At 46.5% G+C, this 13957-nt stretch carries 14 protein-coding genes; 7 read left to right on the top strand and 7 right to left on the bottom strand.

The genetic code is table 11. The annotated features are described in order from the left end of the window. The first annotated feature begins 7 nt into the window (after window positions 1-7). On the top strand, window positions 8-325 hold the full coding sequence (locus tag BACINT_RS18795) for an MGMT family protein (protein WP_007665990.1): 318 nt from the start codon (window positions 8-10) through the stop codon (window positions 323-325). Here the strand turns inward: BACINT_RS18795 and BACINT_RS18790 are convergent. Beyond that, window positions 315-1490: an MFS transporter gene (locus tag BACINT_RS18790; RefSeq protein WP_007665989.1), complete on the bottom strand. Its 1176-nt coding sequence runs from the start codon at window positions 1488-1490 to the stop codon at window positions 315-317. The two genes, BACINT_RS18795 and BACINT_RS18790, sit on opposite strands and share 11 nt — an antisense overlap. Window positions 1491-1533: 43 nt before the next feature. Then, window positions 1534-1977 (bottom strand): HD domain-containing protein, encoded by a 444-nt coding sequence (locus tag BACINT_RS18785; protein WP_007665988.1) that lies wholly within the window; start codon window positions 1975-1977, stop codon window positions 1534-1536. A 101-nt stretch (window positions 1978-2078) separates the two neighbouring features. Between BACINT_RS18785 and BACINT_RS18780 the strand changes: the two genes are divergently transcribed. Next, complete coding sequence (locus tag BACINT_RS18780) at window positions 2079-2381, top strand: GNAT family N-acetyltransferase (RefSeq protein WP_007665987.1); 303 nt, start codon at window positions 2079-2081, stop codon at window positions 2379-2381. A gap of 69 nt (window positions 2382-2450) precedes the next feature. Beyond that, on the top strand, window positions 2451-3287 hold the full coding sequence (gene nfo, locus BACINT_RS18775) for a deoxyribonuclease IV (RefSeq protein WP_007665986.1): 837 nt from the start codon (window positions 2451-2453) through the stop codon (window positions 3285-3287). Window positions 3288-3380: 93 nt separating this feature from the next. Here nfo and BACINT_RS18770 read toward each other — a convergent pair whose 3' ends face one another. The 3 genes from BACINT_RS18770 to BACINT_RS18760 all read right to left on the bottom strand — a co-directional run bounded on the left by BACINT_RS18770 (window position 3381) and on the right by BACINT_RS18760 (window position 7440). Next, a complete protein-coding gene (locus BACINT_RS18770) occupies window positions 3381-4679 on the bottom strand; it encodes a rhamnogalacturonidase (RefSeq protein ID WP_021967811.1) in 1299 nt (432 codons plus the stop codon). A gap of 177 nt (window positions 4680-4856) precedes the next feature. After that, window positions 4857-6482 (bottom strand): RluA family pseudouridine synthase, encoded by a 1626-nt coding sequence (locus BACINT_RS18765; RefSeq protein ID WP_081450334.1) that lies wholly within the window; start codon window positions 6480-6482, stop codon window positions 4857-4859. A 16-nt stretch (window positions 6483-6498) separates the two neighbouring features. Next, a complete protein-coding gene (locus BACINT_RS18760; RefSeq protein ID WP_007665979.1) occupies window positions 6499-7440 on the bottom strand; it encodes a VOC family protein in 942 nt (313 codons plus the stop codon). A 73-nt stretch (window positions 7441-7513) separates the two neighbouring features. On the opposite strand from BACINT_RS18760, the gene BACINT_RS18755 reads away from it, so the two are divergent. The 3 genes from BACINT_RS18755 (at window position 7514) to BACINT_RS18745 (ending at window position 11668) form a co-directional block, all read left to right on the top strand. Further along, window positions 7514-8959 (top strand): DEAD/DEAH box helicase, encoded by a 1446-nt coding sequence (locus tag BACINT_RS18755; RefSeq protein WP_021967809.1) that lies wholly within the window; start codon window positions 7514-7516, stop codon window positions 8957-8959. Window positions 8960-9166: 207 nt separating this feature from the next. After that, window positions 9167-10771 carry a sensor histidine kinase gene (locus BACINT_RS18750; protein WP_007665975.1) on the top strand — a complete coding sequence of 535 codons (1605 nt, stop codon included), beginning with the start codon at window positions 9167-9169 and terminating at the stop codon, window positions 10769-10771. Window positions 10772-10810: 39 nt separating this feature from the next. Continuing rightward, window positions 10811-11668 carry an MBL fold metallo-hydrolase gene (locus BACINT_RS18745; RefSeq protein ID WP_007665974.1) on the top strand — a complete coding sequence of 286 codons (858 nt, stop codon included), beginning with the start codon at window positions 10811-10813 and terminating at the stop codon, window positions 11666-11668. Here BACINT_RS18745 and BACINT_RS18740 read toward each other — a convergent pair. After that, complete coding sequence (locus BACINT_RS18740) at window positions 11661-11840, bottom strand: hypothetical protein (RefSeq protein ID WP_007665972.1); 180 nt, start codon at window positions 11838-11840, stop codon at window positions 11661-11663. The two genes, BACINT_RS18745 and BACINT_RS18740, sit on opposite strands and share 8 nt — an antisense overlap. Window positions 11841-11867: 27 nt before the next feature. Beyond that, window positions 11868-12560, bottom strand: a complete 693-nt coding sequence (locus BACINT_RS18735; protein WP_021967808.1) for a COG1361 family protein — start codon at window positions 12558-12560, stop codon at window positions 11868-11870. 198 nt (window positions 12561-12758) lie between these two features. On the opposite strand from BACINT_RS18735, the gene BACINT_RS18730 reads away from it, so the two are divergent. Continuing rightward, window positions 12759-13955, top strand: a complete 1197-nt coding sequence (locus tag BACINT_RS18730) for a hypothetical protein (protein WP_007665965.1) — start codon at window positions 12759-12761, stop codon at window positions 13953-13955. Window positions 13956-13957: the final 2 nt, after the last annotated feature.

The raw sequence follows: 13957 nt of genomic DNA, 5'->3' as shown, positions 1-13957 counted from the left end.
AGCCGTTATGGATCAGGTATCATTCCGAAATGAAGTGTATAGCGTAGTCGCCTCCATCCCTTCGGGGCGCGTATTGACGTACGGGCAAATCGCCTACCTTGTAGGCCGTCCCCAGTGCTCCCGCATGGTGGGACAGGCTATGCACAATGCTTCTGAAGAGCGGAATCTCCCTTGCCACCGGGTGGTAAACAGCCAGGGAAGACTGGCGCCTTGCTGGACGGAACAGCGCGAACTATTGGAAAAGGAAGGTGTCGCTTTCAGAAAAAACGGATGCGTCGACCTCAAGGCATGTGGCTGGGAAATCTTGAAAGAATCTATTTCTTAGCAAAGATATTGATAGCCAACGAGCAGCTCGTCAACAAAATACCTGTCCCTATCACTCCCGTCCAGCCGAAATATTGCCACGAAGTTCCGGCAAGGAAAGTCCCCGTGGAACCTCCGATGAAGTAAGTAGTCATAAAAATCGTATTGATGCGGTTGGAGGCTTGCGGACAAAGGGCGAATGCACTTGTCTGGTTGCTAAGCTGAATGCATTGCATCCCTATATCTATCAATAATATACCGGCTATGATGCCTACATAGCTGTATTGCCCCACATACAGGGTGATCCATGCACTGATAATCAGCGTACAACCTATGTAAGTAAGCCGTTTCACTCCGAGAATATGTATATATCTGCCGATGGACGATGCCGTCAGTGCTCCGGCTATGCCGCAAAGGCCTAACATACCTATGATATTGTTTCCCGCAAAGAAAGGTGCCTGCTCCATTTTGAAGGCCAGACAACTCCACATGGCAAGGAAGGAACCGAATGAAAAACCTGCACGTAGCGAAACGATGCGTAGTTGGGGGTATTTCCTGACTAAGGAGAACAGGGATTTCATCAAGCCGAAGTATGTCCCCTGGAAGTTGGAAGGGAGGTCCGGAAGTATCCTAATGATGACGATGAGGCAGACAATCATCAGTCCGGCGGCAACGAAGTAGATGAAACGCCAGCCCATGTATTCGCCTACGATGCCACTCACTACGCGCGAAGCCAGAATACCGGTCAGCAATCCCGAAAGGATGATGCCCACATTCTTCCCTTTGGTTTCGGGAGTGGAGTATTGCGCCGCAAGAGGCATGAACACTTGCGGAATGACGGAACATGCACCTGTCAGCAGGGAGGCAAAAAGTATCAGGTGGATGTTGGGAGCCAGGGCAATGGTGAGCAGGGAGACCACCAGCACGGAGATATTTACGAGGATGATGTTTCTCCGGCGGTATAAGTCGCCCAATGGAATGATGAAAAGCAATCCGAGCGCATAGCCTATCTGCGAGAACATGGCTATCAGATTGGCGGTGAACTCGCTGATGTTCAGATCACGGCTGATACGGTTCAGTAAGGGTTGATTGTAGTATATGTTGGCCACCGTTACTCCTGATATGATGGCGAGTGTCCAAAGTAAGGACGACGGTATTCCCTGATTTTCCTTTAGTTCCTGTTTCATGCCGCAAAGGTAACTATTTCATGAAAAACGAACGCATATATTATCAATGATTCATATAGAAAGGCATCAGGCGGTGATAGGCTTTCAGGTATTTCTTCAATCTGCTGATTTCTTTTTCCCCTATGCAGGGCATACGACGGACGTCCATATTATCCGTCAGGTCGTGAATTTTAACGGCAATCGCGAGGGGATTGGTAGCGCATCTTCCGATGTATTCCTCGTAGTCTTCTTCATCGGATAGCTTCGTAACGCACCGCACGGCTTCGATGATTTCATCCGGGAAACCCTCTTTCTTCAGGTCTTCGCACGTCCATTCCGTGTCTTCCACCACATCGTGGAGGATGCCGACAATCTTTTCTTTCAGGTTACGTCCCATATTCATGACGCGGATGGGGTGGTGCAGGTACTCCTGTCCGTATTTATCTTTTTGTCCTTTATGAGCCTCGGTGGCGAGGGCGATGGCGTGAGAGAGAAGATGATTGTCCATAAGATTTTTTTTAGAAGTGTTCGATACAAAGTTACTGAAATCTGTTATTTAATATAGAGAGTCTTGTTATTTATTTATTCACCCAATAAAGGAAACAGATTATGAATATAGAACATTATCCCGAGAAAAAAGTTTTTCAGACAACGGTGGATGGGGAAACTGCCCGTCTGATGTATCATGTCACTGATGGTGCGCTGGATGTGCGCCATACGATTGTTCCCGATGAAATCAGCGGGAGAGGCATTGCCTCTGCTTTGGTAAAAGCGGCCTATGACTATGCTTTAGCCAATGGATTGGTGCCGATGGCAACCTGCTCTTATGCCGTGGTTTGGCTGGAAAGACATCCTGAATATAATGGAAAGACAGGAAAGGATTATGCCGGAGAAGGGACGTGTGCACTCTAAATTGATTTTGCCATCTTCGGATTTTTCTCTATCTTGCTTCCGTTTTTAATCATCATATAAAGAACAGATATGAAAAAATATATTGGAGCGCACGTGAGTGCAAGTGGTGGAGTGGAAATAGCTCCCGTTAATGCCCATGAGATAGGTGCGAATGCATTCGCCTTGTTCACAAAGAATCAACGGCAATGGGTAGCCAAACCGTTGACGGAGGAAAGCATCCGCGAGTTCAAGGGCAATTGTGAGAAATTCTCTTTTGATGCCCGCTATATCCTGCCCCATGATAGCTATCTGATTAATCTGGGGCATCCGGAAGAAGAAGGATTGGAGAAAAGCCGTGCCGCATTTCTGGATGAGATGCAACGTTGTGAGCAATTAGGTTTGCAACTCCTGAACTTCCATCCGGGAAGCCATCTTAATAAGATTTCGGTGGAGGAATGTCTGGATAAGGTTGCCGAGTCCATCAACATTACATTGAGCAAAACGAAAGGGGTAACGGCCGTTATTGAAAATACGGCAGGGCAGGGTAGCAATGTAGGTAATGAGTTTTGGCAATTGAAGCATATCATCGACCGGGTAGAAGATAAATCACGTGTAGGGGTATGCCTGGATACTTGCCACACCTATTCGGCAGGTTATGATATAGTAGGGGAATATGATAAAGTATTCCGTGAGTTCGACGAGGTAGTTGGCTTCAATTATTTGCGGGGCATTCACTTGAATGATACGAAGAAAGAGTTGGGTAGCCATGTAGACCGCCATGATAGCATCGGGAAAGGCTTGTTAGGGATTGATTTCTTCAAGCGTTTTATGAAAGACGAACGTTTCGACAACATGCCTGTCATTCTGGAAACACCGGATGAAACGCTCTGGGCGGAAGAAATAAAGTTGTTGCGTAGCTTTGAATAGTTATTTGTATGCTATATAAAAACAATAATTCCTGCAAAATTCGATTCTCTCGGAAACTTTGCAGGAATTATTGTCTATAGCTATTTCTTAATTTTATTGATTCACCTTCACATTATCCCATTCAAACGATGAGATCACTGACTTATCGCAATCTCCATTCTTCGCCTTGATATTCAGATTCTCGAACTTGAAATTCGACAATTTGTATTGTTCGGATGCACTTACGTTGAAGAATACATCACAATCGAAGTCAATATTACGCATCGTCACGTGGTCTGAGTAGGACATCGGAACATCCTTCCGGTCCTTGAGGTCAAAGAATTGTGTCCATGGCTTGACGTAGAGGAAGCTCTTGGCATTTCCTTTGATGTCTTCAACAAGGATATACTCGTAATTCTGAGGAGTGTCGGCACGCATTTTCAACCATAGCAAGCGGCTTGCCTGATTGATTGTGCAACGGCGGAGGATAATATTACGGTTATGAATAGATTCGCTGCCACAAGTCAGTGCACTATGGCAGAAACCATACGTACAATCTTCTATAATAATGTTAGTGTTACTTCCGTTGTTGGAATCCTTATCAGCCCACGGGCCTTTTCCACCTTTCAAAGCAATGGCATCATCGTTAACCGAGAGATAGCAATTCTTAACCAATACATTGCTACATACATCAATATCAATAGCGTCCGTGCTGGGAGCCTTGACCGGAGCTGCCGGAGAGAAGATGTATAAATTCAGCAATTTCACATTATTACATTTATAAATATGCGTTGTCCAGAACGGAGAATTGATGAGACGTACTCCTGAAATCTGTACATCATTGCTATTGGAAATGTGTACTAGGCGCGGACGCAACTCATCCATATTGGTACATTTAGGAATGACGGAACGGCGCAACCAGAAAGATTTCCAATAGCGCAGACCGTTACCGTTGATTGTGCCTTTGCCGGAGATGGTGAAACCATTGACTCCGTCAGCATTCACCAGTGCGGCGAAATACTTCAGTGATTGCCCCTCTATGCGGGTATTGATTATGGGGAAATTGCTGATATCATCGCTACCTTTCAGTACGGCTCCTTCTTCCAGATAAAGATGGGTTTTCGGTTTGAAGAAAAGCGCACCGCTCAGGTAAGTACCTTTCGGAATGATGACCACGCCACCTCCTTTGGATGAAGCCTGATCGATGACGGCCTGAATCTTTTCTGTTTGAATCAGGGTGCTATCATTTACAACGCTATAATCTGTAATCTTGTACTTGTCACCCAGTGTTTCAATATTTACGATTTCGTTTTGTCTGAACCAGTCGGGAATAGGAGTTCCGTCCGGAAAATTCTCTTGTGCGAAAGAGGACAGGCAGAAAAGTAAACTACATGCTAAAGTTACGAATTTCATGGTTTTAATCATTAGTTGGTTAATAGTGCTTGATCGGATAGATTTATCCGTTTGCAAAAATAGGGAATAAAATCCGGATATGATGGGAATGAAAAGGCTCAATTCCTAAGCTATTTGTCAGTTTATATAGGCTTTTTGACTCTCTCTTGTGAAGGAGAAAAAGAGAAGAAGCAATCATCAGAAGTCAGCCTTTTCCGTGATACGGATGATCCGTCCGTCGGCGGGATGGGTAAATTCGATGGACTCGGCATGCAGATAGAGGCGTTTATCCTTTCTCCCGTAAAGCTCGTCACCTATGATAGGACAATGCAGACCTGACGGATGTGCGGCATGTACACGGAGCTGATGAGTGCGCCCTGTATGCGGATGAAAAGCTATGCGTGTGCATTTGTCCCTCCGCTCAAGAACCTGATAATGAGTGATGGCGGGTTTGCCATACTCCATGTCTACCACCTGCCGGGGACGATCCAGCGGATCCGGGCAAATGGGAAGCTCGATGGTTCCCTCGTCTTGGGGAATGATGCCGTCAAGCAGGGCTATATACATCTTTCGGATGGTGTGATTCTTGAACTGGGCTTGCAGGTGTTGATGCACCTTTTTATTCTTGGCAACGATTAAAAGTCCCGATGTAGCCATGTCCAGCCGGTGCACAATCATCGGCCCGTCGGCTTCCGGATAGAGTTGCCTTGCCAGACTATATACGGACTCCTTTTCACCCTTACCGGGCACGGAGAGCATTCCGGAAGGCTTGTTGACTACCAATAACCATTTGTCCTCATAGACTATTTTTAATTTCCCGTAGCCCTGTTCCGGAAGTTGTAGCATAGGATTTTCTTCTACTTCCAACCCTTGAAGCATGTGTTGCAAGATAGGCTCGCACTTACCTTTACAAGCGGGATAATAATAACCATGATGGCGGATTTCGGCTTTGGGAGAGTTGCCCCACCAGAACTCTGCCATAGCAATGGGTTTCCAGCCATGCAGATAGGCTTGTTGCAACAATTTGGGGGCGGCACATTCTCCGGCACCGGCGGGAGGAGTTTTGTGCACGGTTTGGCTGAATATATCACACAAGGTTTTCACCTCCTTCCGGTAGTTCAACATTCTGAATTGCCCGAATAATTGTTGTTGCAGGGCGGCGGAACGGCTTTTGCGTTCCACCTTCAACTCTTGAATTTGTTCTTCCCGGTTATTGATTTCCACTTGCAAAGCGGCTATCTTTTCTTTCCAGGAACGTTCCAGCCGTTTGTATTCCGCTTTTTGAAATTGGCTTTCGCGTATCAGACCAGCTTCTTCTTCGGTAGTGAGTCCGGCTTCCTTTCTACGCAATTCTCTTTTCTCTTTCGCTTCTTTTAATTGTTGTTTGGCTATGTCCAGTGCTTCCCGGGCTTGTTGGTGGGTCCGGGTGAGCTCGGACAACAAAGAAGTGTATTCCTTGTCCTCTTCCAAATGCTTGATACGCCGGTTGATGGCGGAGATGTTTTCCTCTTCGACTTTGAAGAAACCTTGCGGTTGCAACAAGTCATATACGGGCGGAACGAAGTAGGAGTGTTGGTTCTTCCCCGCCAATATGCCCGAAAACGCGGCCAGGTAACCAATCTCCCCATTTCCGGTCTGCACCACCAGCACTCCGAACATCTTCCCCCGACTTAGCTCTTCTTTCCATTCATGTTGCCGGTTGAGATAGTGTTGCACCTCTTCCGCCGCCATCACGCATAATGGATGGGGAGTGTAGCAGAAAGGATAAGTAAACCTTTCCGGAAGTGGAATATTTGCTATGGAAGTCTTGAAACGGTGCAACATAATGGCGCAAAGATACTCATTTTTGATGTTTCGGATTTGTCAGGTAATAGCATTGATGGTCATATACATGTCCGTCATAAGTCACTTCGGCCTGATGAAGCGTACCCTCATGCACAAAGCCCTGGCGTTTCAATACTTGTTGAGAGCGCTCGTTATGGGGGTAACAGTTAGCGGTGATAAGACTTAGTTTTAGCGTGCCGAAACCGTAGTTTAGTACCGCTTTTACCGCCTCCGTCATATAGCCTTTTCCCCATTGAGCCTCGTCAAGCCAATATCCCAGCATACGTACTTGCGGGTTTTCGCGTTTGGGGTCGGCGATGATGCCGATGGAGCCAATCAATTGCCCGTTGTCTTTCAGGGTAATGGCCCATACCCCTTTCTGGGATAAGAATACGGAACGAAGTACTTCCCGTGATTCCTCCAGGCTTGCGTGAGGTTGCCAACCCGCATTGTTCCCTATGTTGGGGTTTCGGCAACAGGCAAAGAGAGCCTCTGCATCGCTCTCCACGAAGGGCCGTAGTAGCAACCGTTCTGTTTCAATTGGGGCGTCGGGTTCTTCCGAAGTTTCTTCTTTCCGATAGACACATTCTACGCGGTTACCGTCAGGATCAAGAATGACGCTTTCGAAATAACCATCGCCTGAAGTGCGCGGTTCTCCGGCTATGGTATAACCGTCTGCCCGGAGTTGTTCAGTAGTCTTGAGTACATCTTCTTTGCTTTGAAAGGCAAGGGCGAAGTGGGTGAGACCTAACCTGTTTTCTTCTATCAGAGTGTTTTGCACGTCCGTTCGGCTCATTAATTCTAATGACGGACCTTCATCAAAGTAGATGAAGTATGATTCGAAACCCTTCTTGGGATTGATGTATTTTTCGTTGCTTTTTCCGCTAAAATACCGGATATAGAAGTTCCTTAATTCCTCCAGGCGGAAGGTCCAGATGGCGATGTGATGTACTCTCATGATTCCTTTTTCATGCAAATATAGTGATAATTCCCTGTAAAATCGTACCTTTGTGCCGTAATAAAAAGAAATGATGACATTTAAACAGATGAATATTTCGGAGCCGGTGTGCCGTGCGCTCCTCGAAAAAAACTATTCTACCCCTACACTTATCCAAGAACAAGCTATACCCGAAGCCCTGACCGGCCGTGATTTGTTGGGACTGGCGCAAACCGGAACCGGCAAAACCGCCGCTTTCGCCGTACCCATCATCGAGCAATTGCTTGCCGCCCCTATGCCCCAACGCAAAGGTGCTCCGCGTAGCATCCGTGCGCTTATCCTGACCCCAACCCGGGAGTTGGCGATTCAGATTGATGAATCGTTGGCGGACTATACACGCTATACGACCTTGCGCCACACGGTTATCTTCGGCGGAGTGAAACAAAAGTCGCAAACCGATGAACTTCGTGCCGGGACGGACATCCTGACGGCTACTCCCGGACGCCTGCTCGACCTGATGTCGCAAGGCTTTATCCGCCTCGACGATGTTCGCCACTTCGTTCTTGATGAGGCCGACCGTATGCTCGACATGGGATTTATCCATGACGTCAAACGCCTCTTGCCCAAGCTCCCGCCCAAGAAGCAAACCCTTTTCTTCTCGGCCACCATGCCCGATAGTATCGACCGTCTTGCCAAGAGTTTGTTGCACAATCCGGCGCGTGTGGAAGTAACTCCGGCATCCAGTGTTGTGGAGATTATCAGCCAGTCCGTCTACCGGGTAGAGAAACCTCAGAAGAAAGAATTATTGGCGCAATTGTTGCTCGGAGAGGCAGGCCATCAGGTGCTGGTTTTCTCCCGTACCAAGCATGGGGCAGATAACATTGCCCGCTACCTGTCTCGTCGTGGCATTGCTTGCGAAAGCATACATGGAGACAAGTCACAAAATGCCCGCCAACGTGCGTTGAGCAACTTTAAGGAAGGGCGCTCCAATGTGATTATTGCTACGGATATTGCTGCCCGGGGCATCGATATAAAAGGTCTGGACCTGGTTCTCAATTTTGATTTACCTGATGTTCCGGAGACCTACGTGCACCGTATCGGACGTACTGGACGTGCGGGTTGCGAAGGACGTGCCATTGCTTTTTGCTCAAGCGAAGAAGCCCCCATGTTACGTGAGATAGAGAAACTTACGGGTATAAAGCTGGTGCAACAAAAGCACAATTTGCCTTCTTTGGGAGAGCCTGCCGCTTCTCCTACTACTTCTTCTGCCCAAAACATTGCACTCAAATCGCAAAGCCGCACTCAGGGAGGAAGACCTCAGAACAATAGAAGGCGGGAGGACAGAAAGAGACCGGTCGAACCAACCGGAAGCACTCAAAAGGCGGTGGTATCTGCCGAAAAGCCCAAGCGGGATAATAACCGTCCCGAAAGACCTCGACCTGTCCAGCAATCCGGGCAAAAGAAGTCGGGTTCAGGGAAGCCGGAGCCGTCACCTAAAAGTCCGGCAAAGTTGCGTTCGCGCTACGAAAACTATGATTGAAAGTTGTATATGCTTTTGAAGTACTTGTAAAATAAAATAGGCTTCCCTTTATCTTGCTTTGTGTGAAAAGGAAAATATTTAATATTTAAAAACTTGGTAAAAAATGCTCTATTGTCTTTAAAAGTTTGTATATTAGCGGCTTGAATGCTTGGAGGAAAAAACGAGAATTCGTTCCGAGTAGTCTAAACTTAAGGAACTAAAGATTATATGACCAAAAGCAAGGAAAGTTTAAGTGTATTTCTACTTCAGTTTTTAGAACGGTTGAATGGCCATGAATCTATTGAAAGGAAAATCACGAAGTCGTTGATAGACATTTGTAATTACTATGGATTCAAGAAAGGGTTTGTTTATCAAACGGATGGCTTCCGCTATTTCTTTTTGAAGGAAACCATCGGAAATGAAGGTGGCACCCTGAGGTCTCGTTTTGAAATGGGAGAGATGACCACACAACATTCTGATCGTATAGAGGCTGGAAAGAAACCCTTTTATACACGTAAGGGTGGGAATATATCTTTGTCCGATATGGATATTCTGGATTTTTATGGAGTGGATTCTTTGCTAATCAGGCAATTCGAAGATTCCGAAGGCAAGATTATCGGATTTATCGGGTTTGCGGATAGGGAAGAAGCTTCGATACCTTTCGCCGAAGACGAGCTCCAAATGATTCATCTGATATTGGGCTCGCTCTCCAAGGAAATAGCGGTCAGGGAATATAAGGAAAGAGAAGTGCGGGCAAGCAACACGCTGGGTAGCATTATGAACAATATGGGAGTGGACATTTATGTGAACTCTTTCGATTCTCATGACATGCTATATGCCAATGCGTCTATGGCCGCCCCGTATGGCGGCATCAGGCATTTCGAAGGGAAGAAATGCTGGCAAGCGCTCTACACCGATAAAACGGGCGAGTGTGAGTTCTGCCCTAAAAGGCACTTGATTGATGAAAATGGCCAGCCCACCAGGGTTTACTCCTGGGATTATCAACGCCCGTTCGACAAATGCTGGTTTCGCGTGTTCAGTGCCGCATTCCCCTGGATAGACGGACAGATGGCGCACGTCATCACCAGTGTCGACATCGACCATCAGAAAAAGATAGAAGAAGAATTAAGGATAGCCAAGGAGAAGGCGGAGAATCTGGACCGCCTGAAGTCGGCTTTCCTGGCCAATATGAGTCATGAAATCCGTACTCCGTTGAATGCGATTGTCGGTTTTGCAAGTATGCTCGTTGAGGAAGATGACAAGAAAGAACGTCAGGGGTATATTGAAATCATGCAGGAGAACACAGAGTTGCTCTTGCAATTGATATCCGATATTCTGGATTTGTCGAAGATAGAGGCGGGGACGCTCGACTTCAATATGGGGTATCTGAACATCAAAGACTTTTGTGAAGACATACTTCGCGGTTATGAAATCAAGGAAGATAAACCCGTGCCCGTATTGCTGGCTTCTAATTTGCCCGATTATCGTATTTATACAGATAAGAAGCGTTTGATGCAGGTTGTCACCAACTTTATCAATAACGCCCTTAAGTTTACGAGCGAAGGGCAAATCACTCTTGAGTATCACTTTAAGGAGGATACCAATGAGATAGAATTCTCCGTAACAGATACGGGTATTGGTATTGCTCCGGATGCGGTGGGGCAGGTGTTCGACCGCTTTGTGAAACTTAATACTTTTTCCAAAGGCACCGGTCTGGGATTATCCATCTGCCGGAGTATTATCGAGCATCTTGGCGGCACTATCGGGCTTGAGTCTGAGGTAGGCGTCGGTAGCCGTTTCTGGTTTACGCATCCTTGTGCCGAGTCGGCATAATCAAAGCTATTATTCATGAACTAAAAAATTAGTAGACCAATGAAGAACAAAACATGGAGATATTGGGTTGTTGCATCAATTGTATTGTTGCTGGTAGGTTGTGGCGGCGGTGCAAAGAAACAAACTAATGAGGAAGTAAGTATGGATAGTACAACTATGGCATGTGACGGTTTGAAAACCTTACAACTGGATGGAGTGAAGGTCACCTGGATACAGGATAATGCAAAAGAGCGTCTTATGGAGAGGACGCTTTTCGCCGATGCCAGTGATGAGCTGATAGATAGCTTGAAGTTGGCGGATGGGATACCTTCGTCCATGAGCACTTTTTTGGTAGAAACGGATGGTGTCCGGATTTTGTTTGATGCGGGAATGGGAGCGCCGGATAGCCGTTTATTGTCGGGGTTGGCCTCTTTGGGAGTAACCCCTGCTGATATCAAGTATCTGTATCTCACCCACTTCCACGGTGACCACATCGGAGGAATGATGAAGGGAGATAGCATTGTCTTCCCTAATGCCGAGGTGTATGCATCGAAAGTGGAGTATGATGCCTGGCTCAAAATGTCTTCCGAGAGGAATGCGCAAGTGGTGAAGACCATGAACGCTTATAAGGACCGTTTGCACCTGTTTGAATTTGGTGAAACCTTACCGGGGAATGTGGTTACCATGAATGCGGAAGGGCACACTCCCGGCCATACGGTGTACCAGGCGGGCAAGCTATTGGTGATAGCCGATTTGATTCACGGAGCCGCTCTTCAATTGGAACATCCCGAAATCTGTGCCTCCTACGATATGGATAAGGATGCGGCGGTAAAGTCACGTAAACACTTCCTCCGGTATGCCAAGGAAAATGGATTGACAATGGCGGGAATGCATTTGCCGCCTCCGGGATTTAAATAGTACTTTCCGGATGGGACGTGATAGGGGGTGTTTCTTCACTCCCTTTTGACTTTTCCTCCGTTTTCGGGCGCTTGGCAGGGGAGGGCTTCTTCCCGTATTTGCGTTCTTTTTCCCAAGCGGCTTTTCTTGCTTCGTATGCTTCGTATTGTTTTTCTAAATAGTTGTCGGCCATGATTTTATTGTTTTAATTAGAGATTGTTCATCGTTGGGTGGGCAATGAAAACTCTTGCCAGTCATATTCCTCTCCGTTCTCGTCGGCTACGGCAATGCGGAAGATGACTTCTCCCGTCTTTATCCGTTCTCCGGCGCTGATGCTGGCGGTGTATTTCACGCCTTCGCGGGGAGCGATTTGTTCTATCATGACGGATGGCGAGATATAGACGTGCTTCATACCCGTGACTTCCGCCACTACCGGCACCACGTTGAAGGCGGTCCTGTTTCCCTCGTTCATAATTTCGAAGACGACTTTGCAATTCTCACCCGCATTGATTACGTGGTCGCGGCTATCGTCAATGAAACGTATATTGCGTATCTTCAGGTTGTTGATGGCGGAGGGGCGCGCTTCCGGTCGGGAATTATAGGTGGGCTGGGTTCTCTCTACCCGGTAGCTGTATTCTTCCGTTTGTTTGGGGGCGGTGGCGGCATTGGCAATGGCGGCTCCGGCAATGGTTCCCACAATAGTGCCGATGGCAGAACCACGGTAACCTCCTCTCCATCCTCGGTTGTTCTCGCCTATCAGCCCGCCGATGGCGCCTCCTACATTGCCTCCGATGGCGGCTCCCGCCAATACGGCGCCCGGGTCACCCGCCGCCATGCGGTTGGTGCTACATCCGCTACACAATATGGCTAATGCCAATATCCCTATAAAATGCATGCTAATCAGTTTCTTCATATCAAAATCCTATTTAGTATGTATATGCGCATTAGAACTCTGTAAAGGTATGGATAAAATTTTGTTTGCTGAAATGCGGCTTCTGTTTTTATTGTTCACTTTGGCTGGAAAAGGTGGTTTTATTGAACAAAAGTTCTTTAGAATATTGTGGGATTGAAGGATATAGTCTATTTTTACGGGAAATAAAATGTAAGGACTATGAGTACTTTTCGTTCCATAGAAGAATTAGTGAAGAGCCTTGAACGCGAGAGAGAACTACTGAAAGAAATGTTTGCCAAGCGAAAGTCGCTTTCGTTTCGTTATGATTATGCGCTTGAGATGACAGAGTATAAAGAAGAGCGTATCCGTTATCTGATCGACTACGGTGTAATACGTGACACGGGTGACTTTCTTGAAATGGAAGATCTCTATCTGAAGTTCTTTGAAGACGTGTTGGAAGTGAATGAAGAAATCAACGTGTCTTTTGTACAGGACTATCTTACCCGCCTCAATGAAAATATAGATTATTACCTGAAAGAGAGTAATGAAAAGCGCAAGTATAATTATCAACGCGAAGTGAAACGCTGCCTGAAAAACATTGCCCTTACCACTGTCCGCAATGTAATGGACCTGAAAAGGAACATGGATAATACTTATAAGAATGAACCCAACTACCAAATAAAAAAGGCGAAGTTGATGAGGTTAAGTGAAAAACTTAAGAACATCTCTTTGCTGATAACTAAAAGTGAGGAGCTGATTGATAACCAGCAACCGGTCTTTTTCCGCGTAGCCATGGATGTGCAAATGCGGAATGTGGTGAGCGACGTCAAGCTGCAATTGAACGATTCTTATCATAATCTGCTCGAAATTCACCGGCAGATTGTTCATTACCTGAACCTGATAGACTATCAGAACCGTATCTTTGAGAAGATAAGGAAACTGAAGTATCTGAAAGACCAGTTCCTGTTGGAAGAGAACACGACTATCCGGCAAGTGGTTTCGCAACGTCATCCGTTATGGATGGAACCTCAGACCAACTACCGCATAAAATTGTCGATAGATTATCTGCGAACTTCGGATGAGGCTTTTCAAGCCGTCAGGAAGTTGGCAGCACAGCAAAAGAATAGGAAGCATGGTCCGAAAAATCTGGCTGAAACTATTCCCGGAGGGTATCTGGATAATCAGTCGCAACAGATTGACGCGATAAACTTGCGGGAAGTGTACAACGCTTTTATGGCCTCTGGGATGCATCTGTTTAGTTTCGTGATGAACTATCGCTTTCGCAAGGAAGTATCCCGTGGAGATAAACTGATTTATTTTTGTCAGTTGGCTTCCCAATATGCTGATGAACTCAATTTTACGGAAAGCTATGAGTGCTCGGGCAATGTGGAATATCCTTTGATTTACGCCAAATAAAA

Origin of the sequence: Bacteroides intestinalis DSM 17393 (assembly GCF_000172175.1) — a bacterium.
In the GTDB taxonomy this organism is placed as follows: domain Bacteria; phylum Bacteroidota; class Bacteroidia; order Bacteroidales; family Bacteroidaceae; genus Bacteroides; species Bacteroides intestinalis.
This window is presented reverse-complemented; position numbering and strand designations above follow the sequence as displayed.